Source organism: Phenylobacterium sp. (assembly GCF_035475775.1).
Taxonomy (GTDB): Bacteria; Pseudomonadota; Alphaproteobacteria; order Caulobacterales; family Caulobacteraceae; genus Phenylobacterium.
Map to the genome: position 1 here is coordinate 17,679 of NZ_DATIMC010000002.1, position 25,882 is coordinate 43,560.

Here is a 25,882-nt window from a genome sequence, read left to right on the forward strand (position 1 = left end):
AGGAACGCGGGAGGCAAGCGTGGGTTTGGGGATTGGGCCAGGAGCCTGAGGCCCGCTGCGCTTGTCAACGCCCGGAGGCCGCCATGCCCCGCAGACTTGTTCCTGCGATCCTCGCCGCCGCGGCGCTCTCGGCCTGCGGCCGGAGCGACCGCTCCGTGCAGAGCGCCGCCCAGGCGCCCAGCCGGCCGGAGGCGGTGGCCGTGATCCCGACGCCTTCGAAGCAGACCGATGCGGCCGATTTCGCGAACAGGGCGGCCGCCGGGAACGCCTTCGAGCTCGCCGCGGCCCAGATCGCCCAGAGCCGAGCCTCCAGCAACGACGTGAAGGCCTTCGCCGCCATGATGCTGCGCGACCACACCAACTCGGCCCAGGACTTCAAGGCCGCGATCGCCGCGTCCGGCCAGGCGCTCTCGCCCTCCGAGGCCCTCTCGCCCGACCAGCAGCAGGCGATGATGGATCTCAAGGCCGCCCAGCCGGGCGATTTCGACAAGACCTACATGCGCACCCAGGTCGAGGCCCACCAGAAGGCGCTCGCCCTGTTCCAGGACTACGCCCAGAACGGCACGGTGACGTCGCTGAAGAGCTTCGCCGCCCAGGGCGCGCCGGTGATCCAGAACCACCTTGAAGCCGCTCAGCAGATCATGGCTGCGCTGAAGTAGGTTTTGCGCCGCGCGCGGCCGCGCGCTAGGGCGTCGGCATGGCCGCCAAGACCGCCCCCTACGTCATCGATCCGCCCGCCGTCGTCGCCGTGCCGGTCGAGGGAGCGGCGGGCCTGTTCCCGGTGCGCCGCATCCTCTGCGTCGGGCGCAACTACGCCGCCCACCGGCGCGAGATGGGCGGCGACGACCGCGATCCGCCGTTCTTCTTCGCCAAGCCCGCCGACGCCATCGTCCTGCCGGGCCGCGACGTCGCCTACCCGCCACGCACATCGAACCTGCACCATGAGATGGAGCTGGTGGTGGCGCTCGAGGCGGGCGGCGCCGAGGTCCCCCCGGAGCGGGCCCTGGACCTCGTGTTCGGCTACGCGGCCGGCGTCGATCTCACCCGCCGCGACCTGCAGAACGCCGCCAAGGACAAGGGGCAGCCCTGGGAGGCCGGCAAGGCTTTCGATCAGGCGGCCCCGATGTCGGCCATCCGCCGCTGGTCGGGTCCGCCGCCGCAAGGGCGCATCCGGCTCACCGTCAACGGCCAGGCGAGGCAGGACGCGAGCGTGGCCGACATGATCTGGAACGTGGCCGAGGTCATCGCCGAGGCCTCCAGGCTGTGGCGCCTCGCGCCGGGCGACCTGATCTTCACCGGCACCCCCGAAGGGGTCGGGCCGGTCCTCCGCGGCGACCGGGTCGAAGGCGAGGTCGAGGGCGTCGGCCGCCTCGCCTTCGAGGTGGTCTGAGATGGCCTTGCGGCTGCACAGCTACTGGCGCGCCACAGCGCCCTACCGCGTGCGGATCGGGCTCAACCTCAAGGGTCTCGCCTACGACTACGCGCCGGTGAACCTGATCGCCGGCGACCAGCACGGCGAGACCTATCGCGGGATCAATCCCCAGGAGCTCACGCCCGCCCTCACCACGCAGGATGGCCGGGTGCTGACCCAGAGCCTCGCCATCCTGGAGTGGCTGGAGGAGGTCCATCCGGTCCCGCCGCTGCTGCCCGCCGATCCGGCCGACCGCGCGAGCGTCCGCGCCATGGCCGGCATCGTCGCCTGCGACATCCATCCGCTGAACAACCTGCGCATCCAGCAGCAGCTCACCGCGCTCGGCGTCGACGACGCGGGCCGCAGCGCCTGGAGCCAGCGCTGGATCGAGGACGGCTTTCGCGCGCTGGAGCCGATGATCGCGCGCCATACCGCGGGCTGGGCGTTCGGGACCGAGCCGACGCTCGCCGACTGCTGCCTGATCCCGCAGGTCTATTCCGCCGAGCGCTACAAGGTGGACCTCGCGCCCTATCCGGCGATCCGCGCCGTCGCTCAGCGTGCGGCGGCCCACCCCGCCTTCGCCGCGGCCCATCCCGACCGCCAGCCGGACGCCAGGCCTGGCTGACAGGGGTTGTGGCGGTCGCCGCTGGGCTCTAGAGCGCGGCCATGCTCGACGATCTGAAGGCCAACAACCGGCGGTGGGCGGAGCGCAAGACCTCCGAGGACCCGGGCTTCTTTCAGCGCCTGCTCGGCCAGCAGGCCCCGGAATACCTGTGGATCGGCTGCTCGGACAGCCGCGTGCCCGCGACCGAGATCGTCGACCTCGACCCGGGCGAGATGTTCGTCCACCGCAACATCGCCAACCTCGCCCCGCCGCAGGACGCGAACTACCTGTCGGTGCTGCAGTTCGCGGTGGATGTGCTGAAGGTGAGGCACATCCTGGTCGTCGGCCACTACGGCTGCGGCGGCATCGCCGCGGCGGTGGACGGCGGCCGGCGCGGGCTGATCGACCACTGGCTGCATCCCATCCGCGAGGTCGCCCACGAGCACCGCCATGAGCTCGACGCCTTGCCCGCAGAGCGCGAGCGCCTCAACCGGCTCTGCGAGCTCAATGTGATCCGCCAGGTCAGGAACGTGGGCTCCGACGTCTTCGTGCAGGACGCGTGGGCCCGCGGCCAGACGATCAGCGTCCACGGCTGGGTCTATTCGCTGGAGACCGGGCTCATCAAGGACCTGGACGTCACCCTCCGCGCGCCCGGCGACCTTGAGCGGCTGGAGAGCTAGGCGAGCTTGATCTCGCGCAGCCGCTGCTGGAGGTAGTCGTTGGCGGTGATCGGCTCGGGGTAGCGGTTCGGGCGCTGCGCGTCGATGCAGCTCGGCAACGTGCGGATCAGGTAGTCCGAGTTGAAGTGCAGGAAGAACGGCGTGGAGTAGCGCGCATAGCCCCGCCGCTCCGGCGCGGGATTGACCACCCGATGCGTGGTCGAGGGCAGCTTGTCATTGGTCAGCCGCTGCAGCATGTCGCCGATGTTGCAGACCAGCGAGCCCGCCGGCGGATTGATCGGCAGCCAGCTCCCGTCGCGGTCCTTCACCTCCAGCCCCGCCTCCTCGGCCCCGAGCAGCAGGGTGATGACGTTGATGTCCTCATGCGCGGCGGCGCGGATGTGCGGCCCGTTCTCGGGCACGGGCGGATAGTGCAGCAGCCGCAGGATGGAGTTGCCCTCGCCGACCGTGGGCTCGAAGACATGGCGCTCCAGGCCGAGCCAGGCCGCGATCGCCTCCAGCACCTTCAGTCCCATGGCGTCGAGCGCGCCGTAGAGCCAGCCCACGGTTTCGCGGAAGCCGGGGACGTCGGCGTCGGGCCAGACATTGTCGGGCATGTGGTCGCGGAAGCGGTGGCCGGCCGGCAGGTCGCGGCCGACGTGCCAGAATTCCTTCAGGTCGTAGTGCGTCTCGCCCTTGGCGGTCTCGACGCCGAACGGCGTGTAGCCGCGCTGGCCCATCACCGGCAGCTTGTATTTCAGCTTCACCGGCTCCGGCAGGGCGAAGAAGCGCTTCGCCGAGCCGAGCGCCGCCTCGATCCGCGCCTGCGGCAGGCCGTGGTCGGCGATCACCGCGAAGCCGTAGCGCGCGAACGAATCGCCCAGCGCCTTGGAGAACCCCTCGAAATCGCGGTTGAACGCGCGGAACGACACGGGCGCGAGGCTGCGGGGCAGGGCGGCGGCTTGGCTCATCGCGCCGAGCCTACACGCGCCGGACGCGCCTCTCCACCCGCGGCGACGTCGCGCCGGGTGCGCTCTACATCGGCGGCTTGGCGCCGTTCTCGCCGATCGAGACCGAGCTCGCCGCCATCGAGCCGTCCGGGTTCTTGCGCACCACCATGAACACCGGGATGCCCGGCTTGACCTGCTCGCGCGCGCCGCCGGTGATCTGCACCACCGGCACCTTGGCGGGCACGGTGATGTGCCGCAGGCCGGTGCCGTTGTAGGCCACGTCCAGCTCGCGGCTGCCCTTCTTGCCGGCCACGACCTTGCCCACCGTGCCGTTGGTCATCATCGAGCCCGGCTTCAGGTCCCAGCCGTAGTGGCCCTCGCCCATCTTCACGCCGGGCGGAAAGACGTGCACCTCGAGGCTGCGCCCGGCGCCTTCCGACTTCGGCATCTCGGTGGTGCCGATGAAGCTGCCTGGCTTGATGGCGTCGATCGCCACCGGCTTCATCACCGCCACCGTCCAGGTCGGCGATAGCGCCACCTTCTCCGGCGCGCCCTTCTCGGGCTTCACGGTGAGCACGTCGCCCGTGAGCGAGATCACCTTGCCGCGGACCACGGTCGGCCCGGGCGGGGTCGGGCCCTGCGCCTGGGCGACCCCGGAAAGCGCGACGGCGGCGACTGCGCCGGTGAGCGCGGCGAATAATCTGGACATGGCGATCCCCGATCCCTGCATGAGCGCGTTCCGCGGCGGCTTCGACGGCCGTCCGCGGCGCGGCGTTCACATAGCGGCGTTCAATCCAGCCGGTCAACGAAGCCTGCGCCGAACAGGGAACAGAGCCGCCCGCTCGCCAGTCTGGTCTCCGGCACGAAAGCGCAAGGAGACGGCGATGAGCGCGGACAAGGACAAGACCACCAGCAGCGACCTGGGCGGCGCGCCCGGCGGCCTGGGCGCCTCGACCGGCGCCGATCCGCGCGGCCCCGCGGCGGGCGAGCGCAGCCCGACCGGCCCGCGCAGCTTCGCGCCAAAGGAGCCCGGACGCACTGCGCCGGAGGGCGAGGGCGGCGGCGCGATGAGCGGCCGCGGCCAGGAAGAGGAGATCACGGAAGGCCCGGACGCCTCGGCGCCCGGCGACGAGACCTCCGGGACGGGCGACGGCGCGACCGGCGGAACGGGCGCTTCGGCGAGCGGCGACGCCCACCTCGGCAAGGATGGCCGAAAGCTCGGCGATCCGATGAACGCCAAGCGGCAGGTCCCCTCCGATCCGAGCCGCGACCTCGCCAACGGCAGCGGCGCGGATTAGCTCGCCCGCGGCGCTCTCTCAACGCGGGCGGAGAGAGAGGGCGCCGTGACGGGCTGCTTGCGCGGCGAGCCGCTACTTCGAGGCGCTCAGCTTGGCCTGCAGCTTCTTGGCCGCGTCGTCGTGCTTCTGGACGACCGGCGTCGCCTTGGCGGCCAGCGCCTTCAGGCCGGCGTCGGAGCCGTCCTTGGCGTAGCCGTGCAGCAGGGTAAGCGTCTCGTCGTGGGCGGAGACCTGCTGGTCCATGTAGGTCTTGTCGAAGTCGTTCGGACCGGCCGCCTTCAGGTTGTCGAGAAGGCCCTTCCGCCGTTGGTCGAGGTCGGTGGGCGCGGTCTGGCCGGACTTGGCGATCACCGGCTTGGCCTCGTCGCCGAGCTTGGTGTGGTCGGTGGTCATCATCTTGGCGAAAGCCTTGACCTCGGGGTCCTTGGCCTTCTGCTCGGCGATCTTGGCCGCGTCGAGCTCGTACATGTTGCCCTGCACCAGGTTCGACACGAAGGCGCCGGTGTCGTGCGAACCCATGGTGGCGGCCGAGGTCGAGCCGACGGCGGCCCCGGTGACGTCCTGGGCCTTGTTCGCGGCCATGCTCTGGCCCGGTGTCGAGGTGTTGGTCGCTTCGGCGGTGTTGGTCTCGGCGGGGGCGGAGTTGCCGGCCTGGTTCTTGTTGCAGGCCGCCAGCGACAGGACGGCGGCCGTGGCGGCGCAAAACAGCATTGCGCGGGTCATGATTGGAGGCTCCTTCAGAACGGATCACGAAACCGCGAGCGGCGATTCCCGGTTCCGCGCGGCCGTCAAATGAGAGGCTTGGCGCGGCTCGGTTTCGAGCGTGACGCAGGCCGTTGCAGAGGGCGGCGCGAAGGCCGATGTTGCGCGCCGCAGGAGGCCACCATGATGCAGCTCACCGCCACGTCCCAGACGGCCAGGCGGCCGGTCCGCGAGGGCGTGACGATCACCCCGCTCCGCATGGAAGCCGGCGCCGGCACCTTCCTGATGCACTATGCGCCGGGCTCGCGCTCGCCCGCCCACGTGCACCCGGACGGCGAGGAGATCTACGTCATCGCCGGCAAGGGCCGGCTCGACGACCTGCCGATCCAGGCGGGCGACTTCATCTACACGCCGCCCGGCGAGGCCCACACGCTGTTCGCCGAGACCGAGGTGGTGATCCACGTGACCCTGCCCGGGCCGGTTGTGGTGACCGAGTGAGCGAGGGCGATCCCGACTCCCAGGCGCGCGAGGCGGCGCGCCGCAAGCGCCTCGGCCGGCTGGCGGTGATCCTCCTGGGCCTGCTGGTGCTGGTCTACCTGGCTCCCCTGTTCCTCAGGCTGGCGGGCGTGAGGTTCTAGGGCGTGGGCTGGATGGTGGGCGTGATGCTGGAGCTGGCCGAGGAGCCCCGCCCGGTGCGGCACTTCTACGCCGTCGGTCACGAGGACCGCTCGCGCGCCGAGTGGGCCGCGATCGACGAGGCGCTCATCCTGGGCGCCGTGGCCACCAGCCCGGTGGATGGGGTCGAGCCGGTGGAGGCTTTCGCCAGGCTCACGCCCGGGACGATCCGCCGGATGGGCCTCGCGCCGGGCCGCGTCCACCCGCTCGGGCGGCTGTGGCCGCGCCGCTGGCTGGCGTAGCGGCGGGCTACTTCGCTTCGGCGACGCCCTTCATGATGTTGATGACGCGGGTGAACATCGCCGTGCGTCCGGCCGTGTCCTTGGTGCGGTCGGCGCCGGCCGGCAGCGCCGCGGCGTCATAGACCAGGGTGTAGAGGATCCTGGACGTCTTCGGCCCGTCGGGCCGCACCTCCACCGTGCCGTGATAGTCGATCGGCGACTTCGGCTGGGCGTAGGTGTAGGACCACGCCGTCCGGGCGACGAGCACCTCGTCCACGCGGTCGGCGATGCGGCGCACGGCGCCCACCGCCTCGGGCTTGCCGGAGGTGATCACGCAGCTGGTCTTCAGCCAGGCCCCGATGTCGCAGAAGCCGCCGATCTTCTTCCAGGTCACATCGGCCGGCGCGTCGACGCTCGCCTCCAGGGGGATGACCACATAGTCCGCCGCCCGCGCGATCCCCGCCGACAGCCCCAAGGCCGCGACGGCGGCCACGGCCACATTCCCAAGATAGCCCATGCTGATTCCCCCCGAGCGATGCCGCCCAGTTGGCCACAGCTTCCGGGCGGGGCCAAGCGCCGGCATCACGGCGCCGTGACGCGCAGCTCCCAGGCTTGATCGAACGGTCCAGGTCTATAGGGTCGGGCCGCGATCTTTCGGGAGTGGGTGGTTGTCCGACCAGGATCTTGCGGCGTTCGTCCGCGAGCACATCCGCTCGGTCTGGGCGCTGGAGCTGCTGCTGCTGCTGAAGCGGGACCCGGAGCGATGCTGGGAGCCGGCCGAGCTCGTGCGCGAGCTGCGGGCCTCCACCAGGGTGGTCAATGACAACCTGCTGAGGTTCGAGCGCGGCGGCCTCACCGTCCGCGACGAGCAGGGCTGTCACCGCTATGCGCCGGCGGCGGCGGTCCTGAACGAGCTTTGCGATCGCCTGCAGGCGGCCTACAAACAACGCCCGGTTGCGATAGTGAACCTGATCGCCGCGCCCCGCGACCCGCTGCAGTCGCTGGCCGACGCCTTCAAGTTCCGGGGGGACGACAAATGAGCGCGCTCGCGCCGACCGCGGTCTATCTCTTATGCCTGCTCACCAGCGGGCTCTGCGCGATCCTGCTGCTGCGGGCCTACTTCCGCGAACGCTCGCGCCTGCTCCTGTGGACCGCGGTCAGCTTCGTCTTCCTGGCGCTCAACAACCTGGCCCTGGTGGCCGACATGGTGGTGTTCCCGGCGACGGACCTGTGGATCTGGCGCCAGCTCGCCGCCGCCGTCGCCCTCGGCCTCCTGCTCTACGGCTTCATCTGGGAGGCCAAGTCGTGAGCCAGCATGCCGCCTTCATCGCCGGCGCGCTGAGTTTCGGCTACCTCGTCGCGGGCCTGTTCTTCCTGAAGTTCTGGCGTCGCACCCATGACGTGCTGTTCCTGGCCTTCGCCGCCGCCTTCGCGCTGATGGCGCTGAACCAGGCGGTCCCGGCGATCATCGGCATTCCCGACGAGGCCGCCAGCGGGGTCTATCTGCTCCGCCTCGCCGCCTTCCTGCTGATCATCTGGGCGATCCTGCGCAAGAACATCGCCCGGCCGCATTAGAACCGGTGGCCGGCGAGGGCCCACAGCGCCAGCATCACCACGATGGCCGCCAGCAGGATCAGGCCGGCGTTGCGCCGACGGCCCAGCAGCGGCTCGGCGGCGGGCGGCTTCGGCGGCCGGGCGCGCCTGGCCCGCTCGCGCTCGCGCCGGTAGCGGCGCAGGTCGGTGACGCGGGGATCGGATTTAGGCCGCCGCACGGCGAAGCCAGGGGCTTTCGGGCATGCTGCGCAGCATAGCGGAGGCGGGCCGGGCGCCAACGCGGGCTTGGCGCAAACCCGCCTCGCAGCTTAAGTCTTGCTTCCGATGCCGAGCCTCGACGACATCGCCGAGCTGATCGCGGCCCGCCGGACCGGGCGGGGGCCGCTCGTGGTCGGCGTCACCGGCTCGGTGGCGGTCGGCAAGACCACGTTTGCGGCCGCACTTGCGAAGCGGCTGATGCGGCCGCCAGGCGCCACTTCCGTCGCCCTCGTCTGCACCGACGGATTCCTGTTCGACAACGCGACCCTCGAGGCCCGCGGGCTCACCCTGCGCAAGGGATTCCCGGAGAGCTACGACGCCGAGGCGCTGGCCCTCACCCTGGCCGGCCTGCGCCGTCGCGCGACCCTGGTCCCCGCCTATTCGCACGTCACCTACGACATCGACCCGGCGCTGGCGCGCGAGATCGCCCCGCCCGAGGTGCTGATCGTCGAGGGGCTCGGGCTGCACGATCCCAAGGCTGTCGGTCTCGACCTGCTGATCTATCTCGAGGCCGAGGAGGCGGATCTGGAAGCCTGGTTCACGGCCCGCTTCCTGGCGCTCTGGCGCGCCGCGGAGCACGATCCCGCCTCGTTCTATGCGCGCTTCCGGCAGATGGGCGAGGCGGAGACGCGCGCCTTCGCCGGCGACGTCTGGCGGATCATCAACCTGCCCAACCTGCGCGACCATATCGGCCCCGCCCGCGAGCGCGCCGACCTCGTGGTCCGCAAGGGATCCGATCACCGGATCGAGGCGGTCGCCTGCCGCTACGACGCCAGCCGCTCCAGCTCGTCGGCCGGAATGTCCTCGTTGGTGTAGACGTTCTGCACGTCGTCTTCGTCGTCCAGGGCGTCGAGCAGCTTCATCAGGCTCGCCGCCGCCTCGCCCGCCAGCGGGATGCGGGTCTTGGGCCGCCAGGCGACGGCGGCGGACTTGGCTTCGCCCAGGTTCTTCTCCAGGGCCGCCGCGACTTCCGACAGCTGCTCGAATCCGGTGTAGATGGTGTGGCCGTCCTCGTCGGATTCGACGTCTTCGGCCCCCGCCTCGATGGCTGCCTCCATCACCTGCTCCTCGCTGCCGGCCGGGGCCGGATAGACGATCTCGCCCACCCTATCGAACATGAAGGCCACCGAGCCCGTCTCGCCGAGGTTGCCGCCGTGCTTGCCGAAGATCGAGCGGACGTTGGAGGCCGCACGGTTGCGGTTGTCGGTCAGCACCTCGACGATGACGCCCACGCCCCCCGGGCCGAAGCCCTCGTAGCGGATCTCCTCATAGGTTTCCGCCTCGCCACCGGTCGCCTTCTTGATCGCCCGGTCGATGACGTCCTTGGACATCGACTCGGCCCGGGCGTTGGCGACCGCCAGCCTCAGCCGCGGGTTCATGGCCGGGTCGGGCAGGCCATGCTTCGCCGCCACCGTGATCTCGCGCGACAGCTTGGAGAACAGCTTGGAGCGGGCCGCATCGGCGCGGCCCTTGCGGTGCATGATGTTCTTGAATTTCGAGTGGCCGGCCATCTTGCGCAGGTTCGGGTACGGGGAAGCGGCCGGTTCTACCCTCAGGGTCCGGCTTGCGGAACCCCCGCCATGTGCGAGGGTTAGGCCGCTTTGAGCGAGATCGGCGGAGGCTGGGCCATGACCGAGAGGATGCTGGACGAGATCGACGACATCCTGCCGCCCGAGCCCAATGGCGAGTTGGTCCACTGGATGCAGCCCAGGCCGCTGACGGTCGGGCCCGCGGGGATCTCCATCGCCACCGCCGCGGCCTTCGCGATCGGCGCGCTTACCGCCGTGGCCGCCCTCGCCCTGCTGCGCTGGCTGCGCCCGCCGCGCGCCGACTGATCCAGCGATGGAACGGAAAGAGCCCCGGCCTGGGGGTGCCGGGGCTCCCGTCCGTGTGACGCAGATCGGGGGTTGGGGGTTGATCAGGCGTCGAGGGTTGTTTCACACGTGCAATGTGGCGGAATCCTGTCGTCAGGGAGCCCGCCTGAAGGCGATTCTGCGCCATCTCGCCGCACGGCGCGAGACGCCTGAGCGCCGTCGGAAGCCAGGGTCCCTTCAGCCTCAGCTCACGACGGGCGCGCAGTCGATGCGCTGGATCCGCCCGCCCTCGAGCCGGAAGATGGCGTCCTGCGGGACCTTGAGGGTGAGCATCTCCGCCTTGCCGAGGCCCGCGTAGACGCCGCGGAACACCCGCCCGGCCGCGCCGTGGCTCACCGCGATCAGCCGGTCGTCGGGCGTGACCTCGGCCAGGAAGGCCCCGATCCGCGCGGTCATGGATTCGAAGCTTTCGGCCCCGGGCACGTGGAAATGCCGCTCGTGGCGCGGGCGGCCCTGCGGCAGGAACGGAAGCACCTCCTCGACCGCGTGGCCGTCCAGCGCGCCGATCGAATGCTCGCGCAGGCGCTCATCGAAGCTCGCCGCAAGGCCCAGCCGCTCGCCGATGATCGCCGCGGTCGCCCGCGCCCGTCCGAGCGGGCTCGCGACGAGCCGCCAGCCGCCCGGCTCCGCGGCCACGAGCCCGGTCAGCCGGGCGGCCATGGCTTCGGCCTGCCGCACGCCGAGCGGCGTGAGCGGCGAATCCTGCGCGCCCTGCCAGCGGCGCGCGACGTTGAACTCCGTCTCCCCGTGCCGGACGAGGTAGATCATCGCCGCCGCCGGACCACCGGGTGCGAGGAGGAGAGCCCGCCGTCCACGGCGATGAACTGGCCGTTCACGTAGGAGGCCTCGTCCGAGGCCAGGAACAGGCCCATGTTGGCGATCTCATGCGGCTCGCCGCCGCGGGTCAGCGGATTGAGCTGGCCGATCTTGTCGGCGGTGCCGCGTGCGCGGGCGGCCTCATAGACCGGCCGGGTCATCCCCGTCTCGATCAGGCCCGGGCAGATGGCGTTGACCCGCACCCCCGTGCCGTAGAGCTCGTTGGCCGCGGTCTGCGCCAGGCTGATCACCCCCGCCTTGGAGGCGGAGTAGGGCATGCCGCCGGCGCCCGAGCGGATGCCCGCCACCGAGGCGGTCATGATGATCGAGCCCCTGCCCTTGGCGATCATGATCGGCGCGGCGTGCTTCAGCGCCAGGAAGTGGCCGATCAGGTTGATCCTCAGGATCTCCGCCCAGTGCGCCGCCGTCTGGTCCTGCAGCGGGACGTAGCCGCCGGAGATCCCGGCATTGGCCCAGATCACGTCCAACCCGCCATGGTCGTTCACCGCGCGCGCGGCGTACTGCTGCACGAAAGCTTCGTCCGCGGCGTCGCCGGTCATGGCGAGCGCCCTACCGCCGGCGTCGGTGATCGCCTTGGCGGTTTCGGCGACCGCCTCGGCCCGGTCGACGCAGACCACGCTGGCCCCTTCGCCGGCGAAGATCTTCGCCGCCGCGCGGCCGATCCCGCTCGCCGCCCCGGTGATCACCGCCGAGCGGCCTTCCAGTCGTCCCATGATGCGCCTTTCGCTGTCCTACGCCGCCTGCTTGGCGCGGCTCGCGGCCGCCACGATGGCCTCGATGATCGTGTCATAGAGCCCGGGCGGCAGGTCGTGGCCCATGCCCGGGATCATCCGAAGCTCCGCGCCGGGGATCGCGGCCGCCGTGAGCTCGCCCCCGACCGGCATGACCAGCGGATCGTCGGCGCCGTGCACGACCACGGCGGGGACGTTCAGGCGCCTCAGCTCGTCCGTCCGGTCGCCGTCGGCGCCGATCGCCTGGCGCTGACGGACCACGCCGGTCGGGTTGAAGGCGCGGCCGTGCTCGGAGACCACCCGCTGGCGCAGCGCCGCCTCCTCCCACGGGTAGGCTGGGCTGCCGATGGTGCGCGCGTTACGGATCCCGTGGGCGACGAAGGCCTCGAAATCCGCCCTGGGATCCGGCGGCGGCGTGTTCAGCACCGCCGCCGCCTCGGGCGTCGACTGCAGAATCGGCGGATTCGCCGCCGGCGCGGCCATGATCGAGGTGATCGACAGCACCCGCTCGGGATGGTCGATGGCGACCCGCTGGGTGATCATCCCGCCCATCGAGACGCCGGCCACGTGCGCCTTCTTCACGCCGGCGGCGTCCAGCACCGCGATGACGTCCTTGGCCATGTCCTTCAGCACGTAGCTTTCGCCTTCGAGCCAGCTCGAGAGGCCGACGTCGCGGTTGTCCATGCGGATCGCGCGGAAGCCGCGCGCCACCAGCTTCTCGCAGAACGGCTCCGGCCATCGGGTCATCTGCGAGCCCAGGCCGTTGATCAGCATGACGGTCTCGGGCTTGTCGTCGCCAAAGCTCTCGTACTCCAGCTCGACGGCGCCGTTCTTCGCGCGGGGCATTGGCTTGTTCCTCCAAACTATGGGCCGTCATCCCGGCCGAAGCGAAGCGAAGCGGAGAGCCGGGACCCAGTTGCTTGCAGGCCTGCGCCCGCTCTGGGTCCCGGATCGGCCTGCGGCCGTCCGGGATGACGTAGATTGCTACGGTACCAGCAGGACTCTCCCGACCGCCTGGCGGCTTTCGATGTAGCGGTGGGCGTCGGCGGCTTCGGAGAGCTTGAACTGGCGGTCTATGACCACCTTCAGCTCGCCCTTGGCCACATCCCCGATCAGCCCCTGGATGAGGCCGTAGACCCGGTCGGTGGCGATCTCCGCGCCCAGGAAGACGCCGGAAAGCGTGCGGTTGCCGCCCATCATGGTGGAGACGTCCACCTTCATCGGCTCGCGGCCCGCCTGGCCGACCATGGAGACCCGGCCCCGGTAGGCCAGCGAGAGGATCGAGGCCTGCAGGGTCGTGCCGCCGACCGGATCGACGATCACGTCGGCGCCCTTCTTGTCGGTGAGCCGCATCACCTCGGTGACCACGTCGTCCTTCTGGTAGTTGATCCCGTGGGTCAGGCCCAGCGGCTTCAGCTTGTCGAGCCGCGCGTCCGAGGAGGCGGTCGCCAGCACCATCGAGGCGCCGGCCCGGGCCGCGAGCTGGATCGCCGCGATCCCCACGCCCGACGCGCCGGCCTGCACCAGCACCACCTCGCCCTTCTTCATCCGGCCGAACTCGAACAGGCACTCATGCGCCGTGCCGAACGGGATCGGCACGCAGGCCGCGGCCTTCAGGTCCATGCCGGCCGGGATCTTCCAGGCGGCGCGGGCGGCCACCGCCCGCAGCTCCGCATGGCTGCCGTAGGCGCCGGTGGTGACCACCTTGTCGCCGACCTTCAGGTTCGTGACCTCGGCGCCGACCTGAACGACTTCGCCGGCCGCCTGATAGCCCACCACATGCGGCTTGGTGACCAGCGCGCCGCGCAGCCGGTTGAGGGTGTCGCCGCCCTCGATCGAGACCGCCTCCACCCGGATGACGAGGCCCTTCGGGTGGCACTCGGGGTCCGGAATCTCCTCGTAGCGGAACACGTCGGGCGCGCCGTTCTCGTAATAGACCGCGGCCTTCATGCCGATCCTCCCCATCCAAACATCTGTTTGACTTCACGCATCCCACGGCCATGCTGCCGAGGCAAGGGAGGGGTGCGGATGCAGCTCGCCAAGCCCAGGGTCGATATCGGGCTTTCCACCAACCATCTCGAACCCATGCTGGCCTTCTGGCAAGGGGAGGCGGGGCTCGCCTTCGATCACCTGCTGCCGATCCGCAAAGGTCAGGACCAGCACCGCCACGACGCCAACGGCAGCGTGGTGAAGATCAACCATGTCGCCGAGCCGATCCCGCCGGCGCCGCCCTCCGGCTACCGCGAGCTGATCGTGGCGCGAGAGGCCCTCGCCGCGCCGCGCCGGCTGAAGGACCCGGAAGGAAACCGCATCACCCTGGTTCCGCCGGGCCATGACGGCGTCGCCCAGGTCGGCGTCCGCCTCGCCGTGCGCGACCTCGAGGCCCACCGCCGCTTCTACCGCGAGGCGCTCGGCCTGCCGGAAGAAGCCCCCGGCCGGTTCCGCGCCGGCGAGAGCCTGATCATCCTCGAACAGGATCCCGATGCGCCCGCCGACGCCCAGATGCGGGGGCCCGGCTGGCGCTACATCACGTTCCAGGTCTTCAAGGTCGACGCGGAGCACGCCAAGGTGCTGGCCCACGGGGGCCGCGAAGCCATGGCCCCTGTCACACTTGGCGCGACGGCCCGCATCTCGATGATCCGCGACCCCGACGGCAACTGGATCGAGCTCTCGCAGAGGGCTTCCATCGTCGGCTCGCTGGAGTAGCGTCGCCCGCTCGGCTTGGGAGGTGAAGGCATGTCACGAGCGCTGGTTCTGGGCGGCGGCGGCCCGGTGGGCATCGCCTGGGAGAGCGGGCTGATCGCGGGCCTGGCCCGGGCCGGGGTCGACCTCGGGCGCGCCGACTTCATCCTGGGCACTTCGGCCGGCTCCTTCGTGGGCGCGCGGCTGGCCTTGGGCGCGGACGCCGCGAGCCTCGCCGATCCGATCCTCGCCGAAGCCGAGCGGGCCGCGGCCCCCCGGCGCCAGGGCCCGGCGCGCCGTCCCGCCGACCTGAGCTTCCTGATGCAGAAGATGGCCGAGGCGCAGGGCTCGCTGCGCAATCCCGCCGAGGTCCGCGCCGAGATCGGCCAGTGGGCGCTCGCCGCCGAGACCATGAGCGAGGACGACTTCATCGCCAGCTTCGGCCGCTCCTTCGCGAGCCTGCCAGGCGATGCCTGGCCGGAGCGCGGCTACGCCTGCACCGCGGTCGACGCCGAGAGCGGCGCCTTCCAGCTCTGGAGCAAGGCCTCCGGCGTGGGCGTGACCCGCGCGGTCGCCTCGAGCTGCTCGGTGCCGGGCGTCTATCCGCCGGTGACGATCGAAGGCCGCCGCTACATCGACGGCGGCATGCGCTCCGGAACCAATGCCGACGTGGCGGCGGGCCACGAGCTCGTGGTCCTCGTCGTCGTGCGGATGGCCGCGGCCGCCGGCCCCGCCGCCCAGGGCGTCGCCACGCGTCTCGACGAGGAGGTGGCGAGTCTCAGGGCGGGCGGCGCCGAGGTGGTGGTGATCGGGCCGGATGAAACGAGCCAGCAGGCCGTCGGCGCGAACCTGATGGATTTCCGCCGCCGCCCCGATGCGGTCCGGGCCGGGATGGCGCAGGGCGCGCGCGAGGCGGAGCGGCTGCGCAGCCTCTGGACCTAGCCTCGGGTCTGCGGCATGGCCTCGGCCGTGAACGTCTTCTTCGTCTGCGGCGCTCCCAAATCGGGAACCACCTGGCTGCAACGCATCCTCGACGCCCACCCGGAGGTCTGCTGCTCCGGCGAGGGCCATTTCGCGATCCGCTGGACCGAGCCGCTGGCGCGGGTCGTCAACGAGTACAACCGGCTCCTGCAGCTCGACGCCGACGCCTTGTTCGAAGGCGTCCCGGTCTACCCGCCGGTCACGCAGGCCGAGATGGACGAGGTCGCCCGCAGCTTCATCCTCGCCCGCCTCACGGCCCGCGCAGGGCCGTCGGTCCGCTGGGTGGGCGACAAGACGCCGGAGTACACCCACCGGCTGGCGGTCATGGATCGGCTATTCCCCGAGGCGCGGTTCATCAACATCCTGCGCGATCCGCGCGACGTGGTCGTCTCCCACATGGGCCATGTGCTGAGGTATGGGCACGCCGAGGTGTTCACGCCCGGCTCTGACAAATACCGCGACGTGGTGCAGAAGACCATCTCCGGCTGGATCGGCGCGGTGCGGCTCGTGGACGTCTTCGCGCAAGCCCATCCGGGCCGGGTCCACGAGCTCAGGTACTGGGAGCTGCACCGGCGGCCCGAGGCGACGCTCGCCCGGATGTTCGGTTTCCTCGGCGTCGACACCGCCCCCGCCCTGGTGGCCCAGATCGCCCGCGCCACCTCCTTCGAGGCGGTCACCGGCCGCCGGCCCGGCGAGGAAGACCTCACCTCCTTCCTGCGCAAGGGGACGTCCGGCGACTGGCGCGAGCGACTCGACCCGGAGGCCGCGCAGGCGATCGAGGCGGCCTGCGGCGAGCTGATGCGGGAGAAGGGGCTGCCCGAGCCGGCATAGGCGAGCCCAGACGCTGCGCGCTACGAGGCCGCGGCGAGCGCTCGCAGCGCCTCGGCCGTGTGGGCGTCGGCGGGCAGGAAGGTCTCCAGCGCCAGCTCCGACAGCGTCACGTCGAGCGGGGTCCCGAACAGGGTCGTGGTCGAGAAGAAGGCGAGCGCGCCGTGCGCCTGCGTGGCGATCCGCAGCGGCACGGCGAGGCCGGCGCCGAGCTCGGGCGGCGCGGCCGCGACGTCGGGCGGCGCGGGGTAGCCCGAGAGCTCCTCGATCAGCGCGGCGAGCTCGGGATCGGCGCTCGCCTCACGCTGGCTCCGCAGCCGCTCCAGGATGTGCGCGCGCCATTCCGGGAGGTTCAGGATCCGCGGCGCCAGGCCCTCCGGGTGGAGGCTCAGGCGCAGCACGTTGACCGGCGGCTCCAGCAGCCAGCCGGCCGCCCCTGCCACGAGCGGCGCCACCGCGCGGTTGGCCGCCAGCATGCGCCAGCCGCGGTCCACCACCAGCGCCGGAAAGGGCTCGTGGCCGGCCAGCACCAGCTCGATGGAGCGGCGCACGTCGGCCATCTCGGGGTCGTCCAGCCGCCGCTCGGCGTAGGCAGGTGCGAATCCGGCCGCCAGCAGCATGGCGTTGCGGGCCCGCAGCGGCACCTTCAGCTCCTCGGCCAGCCGCATGAGCGTTTCACGGCTGGGCCGCGCGCGGCCGGTCTCCAGGAAGCTGAGGTGGCGCGTCGAGACGCCGGTCTCGCAGGAGAGGTCGAGCTGGCTGAGCCGTCGCCGCTCGCGCCATTCCTTGAGGAGCGCGCCGATCGGCGGGGCGGCCGGACGCGGGAGGCGGGGGGCGAGGGAGGTCTCGGTCATGGGCGCGATCTAAGGCCGATCGGGTCGCGTCCGCCATTACCTGCCGCGTAATCGACGCGCTTCCGAACCGATGGCCTGCTGGCGGCGAACCTTCGACGAGGAGCCCCGCCATGAACCGCAGACACCTGATGCACGCCGCCTTCGGAAGCGCCCTGTTGGCCGACCTGGCCTGCGACGCCGCCGCCGCCGCGCCGCCGGCGCGCCGCCGGGCGCCCCAGACGATCGAGGCCGCCGACGGCGCGCACCTCGCCTACACCGACTGGGGCGAGGGCCCGCCGGTCCTGTTCGTCAGCGCCTGGGCCTGCCCGTCCACCATGTGGCAGGCGCAGGTGTCGCGCCTGACCCAGGCCGGCCTGCGCTGCATCACCTTCGACCGCCGCGGCCATGGCCGCTCGCCCGATCCCGGCCGCGGCTACGACATGGACACCCTGGCCGGCGACATCGCCGCGGTGCTCGAGCAGCTCGACCTCAGGGGCGTGACCCTGGTCGGCCATTCGATGGGCGGCGCGGAGGCCATCCGCTACCTCGCCCGGCGGCACGACGGCCGCGTGGCGCGGGCGGTCCTGGTCGCGCCGGCCGCGCCCTATCTCACCCAGACGCCGGACAATCCCCATGGCCTGCCCGCCGCCGCCCACGAGCAGGTTCGCGCCGCCTGGCTGGCCGATTTCCCCAAGTGGCTGAGCGACAACGCCCGGCCGTTCTTCACCCCGGAGACGTCGCAGGAGATGGTGGCCTATGGCGTGCGCATGCTGCTCGCCTGTCCGCTCCCCGTGGCGCTTGCCTGCAACCGCGCCCTGGTCGCCACCGACCTGCGCGCCGACTGCGGCAAGATCGCCGTCCCGACGCTCGTGGTGCACGGCGACGCCGACGCCTCCGCGCCGCTCGAGATCACCGGCAAGCGCGTCGCCGCCCTGGTCCCGCACGCTCGCCTGTTGGTCCTGAGGGGCGCACCCCACGGCCTCTTCATCACCCACGCGGAGGCGGTGAGCGAAGAGATTCTGAAGGCGGCGCGCGCCTAGCGGTTCGTCTTCACGAAGGCGCGGACGGCGGCGATGATCTGGTCCTGGTCGTCCGGGTCCAGGTAGGCGTGCATCGGCAGGCTGATCACCCGGCCCGCCTTCGCCTCCGTCACCGGCAGCCCGCCGGGCGCGACCGGATAGCCGGAATAGACGCCCTGCCGGTGGATCGGGATCGGATAGTAGACCGCCGTCGGGACGCCCTGGTCGCGCAGCTGTGCGGCCAGGGCGTCGCGGCCGTCCAGCTCGATGGTGTACTGGGCCCAGACCGAGAGCCCGCCTTCGATGACCTGGGGGACCGAGACCAGGTCGCCCAGGCCCCTGGCGTACCGCTCGGCGACCCGGTCCCGCGCCGCGATCTCGTCGGCGAAGATGGTGAGCTTCTGCAGCAGGACGGCGGCTTGCAGGGTGTCCATCCGCGCGTTCAGGCCGACCCGCAGGTTGAGGTACTTAGGGTCGTGCTCGAAGCTCTTGCCTTCCAGATCGGATTTCACCGCCTGGCCGTGCACGCGCAGGCTGACGAACAGGTCGTGCAGCCGGGCGTCGTTGCAGAGCACCGCCCCGCCGTCGCCGTAGCAGCCGAGCGGCTTGGCCGGAAAGAAGGAGGTGGTGGCCACGTCGGCCCAATGGATCGGGTGACGCCCGTCCAGCGTGCAGCCGAAGCCCTGGGCGGAATCGGCGATCAGCTTGAGGCCGTGCTTCGCCGCCACGCGCGCGATGGCCGGATAGTCCGCCGGCTGACCGAACAGGTCGACGGCGATCACCGCCCTGGGCGTGAGCCGCCCCTCGCGCTTCACCGCCTCGACCGCGCTCTGCAGGCTTTCCGGATCGAGGTTGTAGGTCGCCGGATCGATGTCGACGAACACGGGAGAGGCGCCCACCAGCGGCATCACCTCCGCCGTCGCGGCGAAGGTGAACGAGGGGCAGAAGACCGCATCGCCCGGCCCGATCCCCCAGGCCATCAGCGGCAGGATCAGGGCCTCGGTGCCCGAGCCGCAGGCCAGCGCATGCCGCGCCTGGCCGAACGCCGCCAGCGCCGCCTCCAGCTCGGCGATCTCCGGGCCCATGACGTAGGCGCCGGAACGGACCACCTTCAGGATCGCGTCCTCCAGCGGCTGGCCAAGACGCTTTCGCTGGGCCTGCAGGTCGATGAACGGGATCGGCATGGGTCTTGGCTCTCGCGCCCCCGCGGGAGAATCGGGTGCGCCGCTCATCGCATGCGCGCCGCGGCCACGCCAAACACGGTTGTTTTCGGATGATTTCCAGATAGCCTCGTTCGCGGAGCGGCGCTCGCCGAGCGCTGCTGGAAGGGGGACTTCCGATGGTCGCAGCGACCTTGAACCCGGCGCAGGCGCGAACGGGCTACTTCTACTTCTGGATGGCGACGGCGTGTGCGCTGTTCGCCTGGGGCGCGTTTGCCACAACCTACTGGACCCAGCTCGCGGGCGGCACCTTCGTGGGCGGCTTCCCGCTGATGCACCTGCACGCGACGCTGTTCTTCGGCTGGACCCTGTTCTTCATGTGGCAGACCTGGCAGGCGGCGAACGGCCGTCTCGAGCACCACCGGGCCTGGGGCGTCGCGGGGGTCTCGCTGGCGACCGCCATGCTGGTGATCGGGCTCGCCATGGCGCTGCACTCGGTCAGGGACTTCCAAGCCCAGGGCTACGGCGACCGCGCGCGCAGCTTCTTCATCCTGCCGTTCACCGGCATCGGCCTGTTCGCCGTCTTCTTCGTCGCGGCGGTGGCGAACGTCGCCCGCCCGGACTGGCACAAGCGGCTGATGGTCGCCGCGACGGTGTCGCTGCTGGGCGCGGCGGCGGGCCGGGTCGGCTTCCTGATCGCCACGGGCGGCGGCGGCCCGGGGATGCGGCCGGGCACGATCGCCCCGCCGCCGCAGTTCGCGGGCTTCCAGGGCTCGCTGATGGTCAGCGTCTTCCTGGTGGCCGGGGCGCTCTACGACTGGCGCACCCGCGGCCGGCCGCACTCGGCCTACCTGATCGGCGTCGCCACCATCGTGGGCGTGGGCTTTGCGGGTTCCCTGCTGTCGGTGACGCCCGGCTGGTACCACTTCGTCGACGGCTGGCTCGCGCTCGGCCGCTGAGGCCCCCCTGGCGCACGATGACCGATCAGCTTCCGCCGAGCATCAGCGGCGGCAGGTTGACGCTGAGCGAGCCCACCAGGGCCGGGCCGCAGATCCTGGGGTTGAAGCCGCAGCGGGCGGGGCTGAGGCTGGTGCTCTGGTACTTCAGCTCGACCACGTAGCGGGGACCGAACGCGGTCGGATGCAGTCCCCAGGCGCCGCCGAGGCTGACGTAGTCCCGGTCGGCGCCCAAGTGCGCCCAGCGGCGGCCGGCGAGCGCCTTCAGGGTCAGGGACGGCGTCAGCGCATAATCCGCCTCGCCCTCGACGATCCACGCCTCGCCCGCGCCGAACGAGGCCTGCGGGGTGAAGGCGGCGTCGGCGGCGAGCGTGAGCGGGCCCCGCCGCCGCTTGGCCTCGACCTTGAGCTCCAGGAAATCGAAGGTCGGGCCGGGTGTCCGATTGTTCGGGAACGTGGAGTAGAGGACCTCCGGGGTGAACTCGGTGCGTCCGCCGGCGAGCTCGAAGTGTTTGCCGGCATAGGCGTCGATCTCCAGCTTCGGACCGCCGTCGTAATAGTGGACGTCGCTGGCGAACACGCCGGCGAAGACCCCGTCGGGGCGCTGCCAATGCAGATAGCCCTGCAGCGCGGGGCGTTTGTCGGTGCTGCTGATCCCCTGGTAGCGGTAGTCGCTGGTCCAGGTGATCCCCGAAAACAGGCCGCCCCATGGGCCGGCGCGGGCGGGCGGGGCGGCCAGGACCGCCAGCGCCGCGAGCGCGGCTGCAGCGGGGAGGGCGGGGCGAGGCATCGGAGGCTCCGTGAGAGCTCGGGGCCATGCCTAGCCTGGCGCGCAGTTTCAGATTATTGAATTCTCTGAATGAGTGATATCGACATCAACAAACTCCGGCGCCTGGATGGCGGCCTGCTGCTCGTCTTCCGCGAGCTGATCCGCACGCGCCGCGCCAGCCAGGCGGCCGATCGCCTGGGCCTCAGCCAACCTGCGATCAGCCATGCTCTGAACCGCCTGCGCGACCTGTTCGAGGATCCCCTGTTCGTGCGCCGCCCGCACGGGTTCGAGCCCACCCGCCGGGCCGAAGAGCTGGCGCCGAAGATCGAGGCGATCATCGAGCTGAGCGACCAGGCGCTCTCGCGTGAGCCGGGATTCGATCCGTCGACCAGCCGGCGGAGGTTCCGCTTCGTCGCCCCGGAGTTCGTCGCAGCCCTGATCGGAGCCGATCTGATCCTGCAGCTGAAGGCGAAGGCGCCCGGCGTGCAGTTCGCGATCGGCCATTGGGACGAAGACGCCGCGCTCGGCGCGCTGCGCCGCGGCGAGATCGACTTCGCGCTTGGCCGGTTCGGCGCCTCGCGACCGGGCTTCGTCGTCGAGCCGCTGTTCGAGGACCGCTATTGCGTCGCCGCGCGGGCGGATCACCCCCAGCTCAAGGGCGCGATCAGCGAGGCGCAATGGCGGGAGATCGGCCACATCTTCGCATGGTGGGCCAGCGAAACGGCCCAGGACCCGCCGGTCAGCGAGATCGAGCCCGTCGTCCAGCTGGCGTGGGTGCCGCACTGGCTCACGGCGCTGGTGCTGGCCTCCTCCACCGACGGCCTGGTCACCTGCCCGCGCCGCCTGGCCGAGCGGCATGCGGCCAAGCTCGGCCTGCAGGTGCTCGACATGCCGTTCCCCCCCAATCGCATCGCCGTCTCGCTGATGCGTCGCACGGGCGTGCGCGATGCCGGGACCGACTGGTTCCTGGACCGCGTGCGCGAGGCGGTGGAGGGCTGAACCTCCAGGTCCGCCGCACGGCTCAGGCCCAGCGCATGACCGCGGGCCCGCCCATGGCCGGGTCGCTGATTGCGTCGCGCCCGGTCTCCACCCGCCCGGCCAGGCGCTCCAGGAACCCGGGCTGGCCCGCCGCCGTGACGGCGAGGTCGTACCACCCGCCGCTCGCCGCCAGTTTCCAGGTTCGACGCGACGCGGCGCGCGGCGCCAGGCGCACCCGCCACGGCGACAGCCCGTAGCCGCTCGCGGCCCGCGCCTCGACCGGCGCCTCCGTCACATTGGCGAGCGTCAGCGTCAGGCTCCCGGCCCGGGCCGCCACGGCGCTTACCACCGGCGCGCTGGCATCGCCGCGGAAGCGGCGGTGGAAGCCGTTCGGGCCGAGCACCCACAGGTCGCGCTCCAGCCCCGGCCAATCGGCCTCGAGCGCCTGGCCCGCGGCGACGGTGTAGCGGCGCGGCGGCGCGGCGAGATCGGTCAGGTCATAGACGTGGAACACCGCGGCGGCGCGGCCCCTGACCTCGAATCCGACGATGGTGCGGTCGGGCCCGCGCGCGCGATGGACGCCGCAGATCAGCTCGTACGGCAGCGCGCGCGAGCGGCGGATCCCGATGGTCTGGACCGGCGCGACGGGCTCGGCCGGCGTTTCCGGCCGGGTGGTGTGCGGCAGCGCCGCGGCCCGGGCGGCGATCGCGGCCGTGGCGGGCAGCCGGATCGGGGCAGGCGCCCGGTTCGGGGCCTTGAAATCGAACGCCGAGGTGAGGTCGCCGCAGACCGCGCGCCGCCAGGGCGAGATGTTCGGCTCCGCCACCCCGAAGCGCGCCTCCAGGAAGCGGATCACCGAGGTGTGGTCGAACACCTCCGAATTCACCCAGCCGCCGCGGCTCCAGGGCGAGACCACGTACATCGGCGCCCGCGGGCCCAGGCCGTAGGGGCGGCCCATCAGGTCCTTGCGGTCGACCGGCGCCTCGCTCGCCGCGCGGACCCGGTGGTGCTCGCCCGCCAGCTCGACGTTCGAGGCGCCCAGCATCCGCCCATCCGCGTCCAGCGACGGCGGGGCCGGCGGCGGCGCGTGGTCGAAGAAGCCATCGTTCTCGTCGAACATCACCAGCAGCACGGTGTTGGCCCAGACCGCCGGATTGGCGGTCAGCGCGTCCAGCACCCGGGCGGTGAAGTCCGCTCCCTGCGCCGGGCTCGAGGGACCGGGATGCTCCGACTCCGTCGCGCCGGCGATGATCCACGACACCTGCGGCAGCCGCCCGGCCAGCACGTCGGCCTTCAGGGCGTCCAGCTTGCGCGTGCTCAGCCCCGCCTGCGCCAGCCGCGGATCCGATCCCGCCGCCCCGGCGCGCGCCGCCCGGTACTGCGCGAAGCCCACCAGCGGGTTGTCCGAAAACAGGTCGGCCATGTCCTGGTAGATGCGCCACGACACGCCCGCGGCGGTGAGCCGCTCGGGATAGGTGGTCCAGCGGTAGCCGTCCTTCGCCCCGCCCGCCTCGGGGAAGCTGTCGTGCGAGTTGCTGATCGCCGGCCCGCCGCCCGCGCCCGTCGGGTCGTTCGTGCCGGTGAACAGGAACAGCCGGTTGGAATTGGTCCCGCACTGCATCGAGGAATGGTAGGCGTCGCAGATCGTGAACGCCTCGGCGAGCGCGAACTGGAAGGGAAGATCGGCCGCCGAATAATGCGCCATGGCGTGCTCCCCCTTCACCGCCGGCCAGCGCGCCATCCGCCCCTCGTCCCAGGCGTCCTGGGCGTCGGTCCAGTTGTGCGGCGTGCCGAGCACGCGCATCAGCGGGAAGTCGGCGCGGGTGTTCAGCGCGAAGGGCGTGATCAGCGAGGGCCGGGCGCCCGCGCGATTGGCCTGGGTCCAGACCGTTCGCCCGCCCGGCAGCGGGATCGGGAAGCGGTCGCCGAAGCCGCGCACCCCGGCCATGGATCCGAAATAGTGGTCGAAGCTGCGGTTCTCCTGCATGAACACCACGACGTGCTCGACGTCGCCGATCGTGCCGGAGCGCACCCTCGCATCGATCGCCCGCGCCCGGGCGATGGCGGCGGGCAGGGCGGCCGCCGCCGTGGCCGCGGCCAGGAATTTCCGGCGATCGAGCGTCATGGCGGCCTCTCCAACGCAGCGATCTGCACGACGCGCGCTTGCGTCAAGCCACGCATCGCACGAACGCCACGGATGCGCCGGCGCGGTCCGTGTCCTTCCGTGAAATCCGTGGCGCTGACGTTCAGATCTGCCGCGCGCGGCCTTCCCAATAGGGCGCGCGCACCTTGTTGCGCTGGATCTTGCCGGCTTCCGAGCGCGGCAGCTCGCTCACGAAGTCGACCTTCTTCGGGACCTTGAAGCCCGGCAGGTTGGCGCGCGCGAAAGCCAGGATCTCGTCGGCCAGCTCGTCCGAGGGCGAATAGCCCTCCTTCAGCAGGATCACCGCGCGGACCTGCTCGCCCCACTGCTCGTCCGGAACCCCGACCGTGGCGCTGTCCGCCACCGCCTCGTGCTTGATGAGCTCGTTGTCGATCTCCTGCGGGTAGATGTTCACCCCGCCGGAGATGATCGTCTCGGCGTCGCGCCCGGTGAGGAACAGGTAGCCGTCCGCGTCGTAGTAGCCGACGTCGCCGAGCGTGAAGTAATCGCCCACCCGGCTCTTCTGGGTTTTGGCCTGGTCCTTGAAGTAAACGAAGCCGCCGCCCGGCGGCAGCTGGTGGTAGATGGTTCCGGGCACGCCGGGCGGGCATTCCCCGCCCTTGTCGTCGAGGATCTTCGAGCCCAGCATCGCCGGCCTCTTGCCGACCGAGCCCGGCTTCTTCAGCCATTCGTGGCTGTCGATCACGAAGCCTGCGCCGCCTTCGGAGCCCGCGTAGTACTCGGTGATGATCGGGCCGAACCACTCGATCATGGCGAGCTTCACTTCCGGCGGGCAGGGCGCCGCCCCGTGGATGATGAACTTCACGTGGCTGACGTCGTACTTCGACTTCACCTCGTCCGGCAGCGCCAGCAGCCGCTGGAACATGATCGGCACCAGGTGCATGTGGGTGACGCGCTTCTCGGCGATCGCGCGCAGCGTCGCCTCCGAGTCCCACTTGTCCAGGAACACCAGCTGCGCCCCGGCGCCCATCGCCGCTCCGATATCGAAGGCGAGCGGCGCGGCGTGATAGGCGGGCCCCGCGCAGAGCTGCACGGACTCCTCGTCGTAGCCGCGCGCGGCGAACATATTGACCATCGGGACCACGGTGTTTGGCCGGAAGACGCCCTTCGGCCGCCCCGTCGTGCCCGAGGTGTACATCATCTGGTTGCCGAGCACCGGCGCCTCGATGTCCGAGCCGTCGTGGGAGGCGAGGGCGGCGTCGTAGTCCGCGAAGCCGGGGATCGGGCCGCCGATCGCCACCTTGACGATCAGCTTCGGGCAATCCGCGGCGGCGGGGCCGGCGGCGGCCACGCGGTCCTCGGCGAACAGCGCCTTGGCCTCGCAGTCGTTGACGACATAGGCGATCTCCTCCGCGGTCAGGTGCCAGTTGACCGGGGTGATCCGCAGCCCGGTGCGCCGGGTGGCGGCCAGCACCTCGACGAACTCCGCGCGGTTCGAGCAGAGCAGCGCCACCGCATCCCCCGGCTTCAACTGGGCCTCGCGCAGCAGGCGGGCGATCCGGTTGGCGTTGGCGTTCACCTGGGCGTAGGAGCGGGTCCGCCCGGACGGGTCGTGGATGTAGGGCTTCTCGCCATAGAGCTCGGCCCACACCGACACGGTCATGCCGGTCTGCGCCGCGGCGGCGAGCCGCTCGTCCAGGCTCTCACGTTCCTTCAAGGCTTCCATCAAATCCTCCCGCCTGACGCTACGCGCGGCGCTGAAATTGCGTTTTGGGCGCGCGGGCAGGGCGGACGAAAT

Annotated in this window: 34 protein-coding genes; 19 read left to right on the top strand and 15 right to left on the bottom strand. The window is 71.3% G+C overall.

Annotated features, from left to right (window positions below; all coding sequences use genetic code 11):
* The first annotated feature begins 83 nt into the window (after positions 1 to 83).
* From VLI41_RS00180 to VLI41_RS00195, 4 genes are read left to right on the top strand one after another with little or no spacing between them, the layout of a single operon-like run.
* On the top strand, positions 84 to 659 hold the full coding sequence (locus tag VLI41_RS00180) for a DUF4142 domain-containing protein (RefSeq protein WP_325266027.1): 576 nt from the start codon (positions 84 to 86) through the stop codon (positions 657 to 659).
* A gap of 38 nt (positions 660 to 697) precedes the next feature.
* Positions 698 to 1,390: a fumarylacetoacetate hydrolase family protein gene (locus tag VLI41_RS00185; protein WP_325266028.1), complete on the top strand. Its 693-nt coding sequence runs from the start codon at positions 698 to 700 to the stop codon at positions 1,388 to 1,390.
* A gap of 1 nt (position 1,391) precedes the next feature.
* Positions 1,392 to 2,036, top strand: a complete 645-nt coding sequence (maiA, locus tag VLI41_RS00190; RefSeq protein WP_325266029.1) for a maleylacetoacetate isomerase — start codon at positions 1,392 to 1,394, stop codon at positions 2,034 to 2,036.
* Positions 2,037 to 2,077: 41 nt separating this feature from the next.
* Positions 2,078 to 2,695: a carbonic anhydrase gene (locus tag VLI41_RS00195; protein WP_325266030.1), complete on the top strand. Its 618-nt coding sequence runs from the start codon at positions 2,078 to 2,080 to the stop codon at positions 2,693 to 2,695.
* On the opposite strand, the gene VLI41_RS00200 is transcribed toward VLI41_RS00195, so the two are convergent.
* Positions 2,692 to 3,645: an isopenicillin N synthase family dioxygenase gene (locus VLI41_RS00200; protein ID WP_325266031.1), complete on the bottom strand. Its 954-nt coding sequence runs from the start codon at positions 3,643 to 3,645 to the stop codon at positions 2,692 to 2,694. The two genes, VLI41_RS00195 and VLI41_RS00200, sit on opposite strands and share 4 nt — an antisense overlap.
* A gap of 64 nt (positions 3,646 to 3,709) precedes the next feature.
* Complete coding sequence (locus VLI41_RS00205) at positions 3,710 to 4,333, bottom strand: hypothetical protein (RefSeq protein ID WP_325266032.1); 624 nt, start codon at positions 4,331 to 4,333, stop codon at positions 3,710 to 3,712.
* A gap of 175 nt (positions 4,334 to 4,508) precedes the next feature.
* Between VLI41_RS00205 and VLI41_RS00210 the strand changes: the two genes are divergently transcribed.
* Positions 4,509 to 4,922: a hypothetical protein gene (locus VLI41_RS00210; RefSeq protein WP_325266033.1), complete on the top strand. Its 414-nt coding sequence runs from the start codon at positions 4,509 to 4,511 to the stop codon at positions 4,920 to 4,922.
* A 72-nt stretch (positions 4,923 to 4,994) separates the two neighbouring features.
* Here the strand turns inward: VLI41_RS00210 and VLI41_RS00215 are convergent, their stop codons facing one another.
* The gene (locus VLI41_RS00215; RefSeq protein WP_325266034.1) at positions 4,995 to 5,645 is read right to left on the bottom strand and encodes a DUF4142 domain-containing protein; all 651 of its coding nucleotides are present in this window, start codon (positions 5,643 to 5,645) and stop codon (positions 4,995 to 4,997) included.
* Between the two features lie 162 nt (positions 5,646 to 5,807).
* Here VLI41_RS00215 and VLI41_RS00220 point away from each other — a divergent pair, with 162 nt between their 5' ends.
* From VLI41_RS00220 to VLI41_RS00230, 3 genes are read left to right on the top strand one after another with little or no spacing between them, the layout of a single operon-like run.
* Complete coding sequence (locus VLI41_RS00220) at positions 5,808 to 6,122, top strand: cupin domain-containing protein (RefSeq protein WP_325266035.1); 315 nt, start codon at positions 5,808 to 5,810, stop codon at positions 6,120 to 6,122.
* Positions 6,119 to 6,262 (top strand): hypothetical protein, encoded by a 144-nt coding sequence (locus VLI41_RS00225; protein WP_325266036.1) that lies wholly within the window; start codon positions 6,119 to 6,121, stop codon positions 6,260 to 6,262. Before VLI41_RS00220 ends, VLI41_RS00225 begins: the two co-directional genes overlap by 4 nt.
* Positions 6,263 to 6,274: 12 nt before the next feature.
* Complete coding sequence (locus VLI41_RS00230; RefSeq protein ID WP_325266069.1) at positions 6,275 to 6,541, top strand: hypothetical protein; 267 nt, start codon at positions 6,275 to 6,277, stop codon at positions 6,539 to 6,541.
* 7 nt (positions 6,542 to 6,548) lie between these two features.
* Here the strand turns inward: VLI41_RS00230 and VLI41_RS00235 are convergent, their stop codons facing one another.
* Entirely contained in the window at positions 6,549 to 7,037 is a 489-nt protein-coding gene (locus VLI41_RS00235; RefSeq protein WP_325266037.1) for an SRPBCC family protein, read from the bottom strand.
* 151 nt (positions 7,038 to 7,188) lie between these two features.
* Between VLI41_RS00235 and VLI41_RS00240 the strand changes: the two genes are divergently transcribed.
* The 3 genes from VLI41_RS00240 to VLI41_RS00250 are packed head-to-tail and all read left to right on the top strand — an operon-like array spanning position 7,189 to position 8,095.
* Entirely contained in the window at positions 7,189 to 7,560 is a 372-nt protein-coding gene (locus VLI41_RS00240; RefSeq protein ID WP_325266038.1) for a hypothetical protein, read from the top strand.
* Positions 7,557 to 7,829, top strand: coding sequence for a DUF5985 family protein (locus tag VLI41_RS00245; protein ID WP_325266039.1), 273 nt, complete (start codon positions 7,557 to 7,559; stop codon positions 7,827 to 7,829). Before VLI41_RS00240 ends, VLI41_RS00245 begins: the two co-directional genes overlap by 4 nt.
* Positions 7,826 to 8,095, top strand: coding sequence for a DUF5985 family protein (locus VLI41_RS00250; RefSeq protein ID WP_325266040.1), 270 nt, complete (start codon positions 7,826 to 7,828; stop codon positions 8,093 to 8,095). The genes VLI41_RS00245 and VLI41_RS00250 overlap by 4 nt, the downstream gene beginning before the upstream one ends.
* Here the strand turns inward: VLI41_RS00250 and VLI41_RS00255 are convergent.
* Complete coding sequence (locus VLI41_RS00255; protein WP_325266041.1) at positions 8,092 to 8,292, bottom strand: hypothetical protein; 201 nt, start codon at positions 8,290 to 8,292, stop codon at positions 8,092 to 8,094. The genes VLI41_RS00250 and VLI41_RS00255 overlap by 4 nt on opposite strands.
* Positions 8,293 to 8,398: 106 nt before the next feature.
* On the opposite strand from VLI41_RS00255, the gene VLI41_RS00260 reads away from it, so the two are divergent.
* Positions 8,399 to 9,148, top strand: a complete 750-nt coding sequence (locus VLI41_RS00260) for a hypothetical protein (protein WP_325266042.1) — start codon at positions 8,399 to 8,401, stop codon at positions 9,146 to 9,148.
* On the opposite strand, the gene VLI41_RS00265 is transcribed toward VLI41_RS00260, so the two are convergent.
* Positions 9,097 to 9,843, bottom strand: coding sequence for a YebC/PmpR family DNA-binding transcriptional regulator (locus VLI41_RS00265; protein WP_325266043.1), 747 nt, complete (start codon positions 9,841 to 9,843; stop codon positions 9,097 to 9,099). The two genes, VLI41_RS00260 and VLI41_RS00265, sit on opposite strands and share 52 nt — an antisense overlap.
* Positions 9,844 to 9,960: 117 nt before the next feature.
* On the opposite strand from VLI41_RS00265, the gene VLI41_RS00270 reads away from it, so the two are divergent.
* A complete protein-coding gene (locus VLI41_RS00270) occupies positions 9,961 to 10,167 on the top strand; it encodes a hypothetical protein (RefSeq protein ID WP_325266044.1) in 207 nt (68 codons plus the stop codon).
* 222 nt (positions 10,168 to 10,389) lie between these two features.
* On the opposite strand, the gene VLI41_RS00275 is transcribed toward VLI41_RS00270, so the two are convergent.
* The 4 genes from VLI41_RS00275 to VLI41_RS00290 form a co-directional block, all read right to left on the bottom strand.
* Complete coding sequence (locus VLI41_RS00275; RefSeq protein WP_325266045.1) at positions 10,390 to 10,974, bottom strand: histidine phosphatase family protein; 585 nt, start codon at positions 10,972 to 10,974, stop codon at positions 10,390 to 10,392.
* Positions 10,971 to 11,756, bottom strand: a complete 786-nt coding sequence (locus VLI41_RS00280; RefSeq protein ID WP_325266046.1) for an SDR family NAD(P)-dependent oxidoreductase — start codon at positions 11,754 to 11,756, stop codon at positions 10,971 to 10,973. Before VLI41_RS00280 ends, VLI41_RS00275 begins: the two co-directional genes overlap by 4 nt.
* 18 nt (positions 11,757 to 11,774) lie before the next feature.
* Entirely contained in the window at positions 11,775 to 12,620 is an 846-nt protein-coding gene (locus VLI41_RS00285; protein ID WP_325266047.1) for an alpha/beta hydrolase, read from the bottom strand.
* Positions 12,621 to 12,758: 138 nt separating this feature from the next.
* Positions 12,759 to 13,724, bottom strand: coding sequence for a zinc-binding alcohol dehydrogenase family protein (locus VLI41_RS00290; RefSeq protein WP_325266048.1), 966 nt, complete (start codon positions 13,722 to 13,724; stop codon positions 12,759 to 12,761).
* Between the two features lie 78 nt (positions 13,725 to 13,802).
* On the opposite strand from VLI41_RS00290, the gene VLI41_RS00295 reads away from it, so the two are divergent.
* The 3 genes from VLI41_RS00295 to VLI41_RS00305 are packed head-to-tail and all read left to right on the top strand — an operon-like array spanning position 13,803 to position 16,268.
* Positions 13,803 to 14,480: a VOC family protein gene (locus VLI41_RS00295; protein WP_325266049.1), complete on the top strand. Its 678-nt coding sequence runs from the start codon at positions 13,803 to 13,805 to the stop codon at positions 14,478 to 14,480.
* Between the two features lie 30 nt (positions 14,481 to 14,510).
* Entirely contained in the window at positions 14,511 to 15,398 is an 888-nt protein-coding gene (locus VLI41_RS00300) for a patatin-like phospholipase family protein (protein WP_325266050.1), read from the top strand.
* A gap of 15 nt (positions 15,399 to 15,413) precedes the next feature.
* Positions 15,414 to 16,268, top strand: coding sequence for a sulfotransferase (locus tag VLI41_RS00305; RefSeq protein ID WP_325266051.1), 855 nt, complete (start codon positions 15,414 to 15,416; stop codon positions 16,266 to 16,268).
* A gap of 20 nt (positions 16,269 to 16,288) precedes the next feature.
* Here the strand turns inward: VLI41_RS00305 and VLI41_RS00310 are convergent, their stop codons facing one another.
* On the bottom strand, positions 16,289 to 17,119 hold the full coding sequence (locus VLI41_RS00310) for a helix-turn-helix transcriptional regulator (protein ID WP_325266052.1): 831 nt from the start codon (positions 17,117 to 17,119) through the stop codon (positions 16,289 to 16,291).
* A 110-nt stretch (positions 17,120 to 17,229) separates the two neighbouring features.
* On the opposite strand from VLI41_RS00310, the gene VLI41_RS00315 reads away from it, so the two are divergent.
* Complete coding sequence (locus VLI41_RS00315; RefSeq protein WP_325266053.1) at positions 17,230 to 18,138, top strand: alpha/beta hydrolase; 909 nt, start codon at positions 17,230 to 17,232, stop codon at positions 18,136 to 18,138.
* On the opposite strand, the gene VLI41_RS00320 is transcribed toward VLI41_RS00315, so the two are convergent.
* Positions 18,135 to 19,301 (bottom strand): DegT/DnrJ/EryC1/StrS aminotransferase family protein, encoded by a 1,167-nt coding sequence (locus VLI41_RS00320; protein ID WP_325266054.1) that lies wholly within the window; start codon positions 19,299 to 19,301, stop codon positions 18,135 to 18,137. The genes VLI41_RS00315 and VLI41_RS00320 overlap by 4 nt on opposite strands.
* Before the next feature lie 155 nt (positions 19,302 to 19,456).
* Between VLI41_RS00320 and VLI41_RS00325 the strand changes: the two genes are divergently transcribed.
* Positions 19,457 to 20,236 (top strand): hypothetical protein, encoded by a 780-nt coding sequence (locus VLI41_RS00325; RefSeq protein WP_325266055.1) that lies wholly within the window; start codon positions 19,457 to 19,459, stop codon positions 20,234 to 20,236.
* Between the two features lie 25 nt (positions 20,237 to 20,261).
* Here the strand turns inward: VLI41_RS00325 and VLI41_RS00330 are convergent, their stop codons facing one another.
* Complete coding sequence (locus VLI41_RS00330) at positions 20,262 to 21,023, bottom strand: TorF family putative porin (RefSeq protein ID WP_325266056.1); 762 nt, start codon at positions 21,021 to 21,023, stop codon at positions 20,262 to 20,264.
* Between the two features lie 69 nt (positions 21,024 to 21,092).
* On the opposite strand from VLI41_RS00330, the gene VLI41_RS00335 reads away from it, so the two are divergent.
* On the top strand, positions 21,093 to 22,001 hold the full coding sequence (locus tag VLI41_RS00335) for a LysR family transcriptional regulator (protein ID WP_325266057.1): 909 nt from the start codon (positions 21,093 to 21,095) through the stop codon (positions 21,999 to 22,001).
* Positions 22,002 to 22,023: 22 nt separating this feature from the next.
* On the opposite strand, the gene VLI41_RS00340 is transcribed toward VLI41_RS00335, so the two are convergent.
* Together VLI41_RS00340 and VLI41_RS00345 are read right to left on the bottom strand one after the other, a co-directional pair.
* Positions 22,024 to 24,105, bottom strand: a complete 2,082-nt coding sequence (locus VLI41_RS00340) for a phosphocholine-specific phospholipase C (protein WP_325266058.1) — start codon at positions 24,103 to 24,105, stop codon at positions 22,024 to 22,026.
* Positions 24,106 to 24,226: 121 nt separating this feature from the next.
* Complete coding sequence (locus VLI41_RS00345; RefSeq protein ID WP_325266059.1) at positions 24,227 to 25,810, bottom strand: AMP-binding protein; 1,584 nt, start codon at positions 25,808 to 25,810, stop codon at positions 24,227 to 24,229.
* Between the last annotated feature and the right edge of the window lie 72 nt (positions 25,811 to 25,882).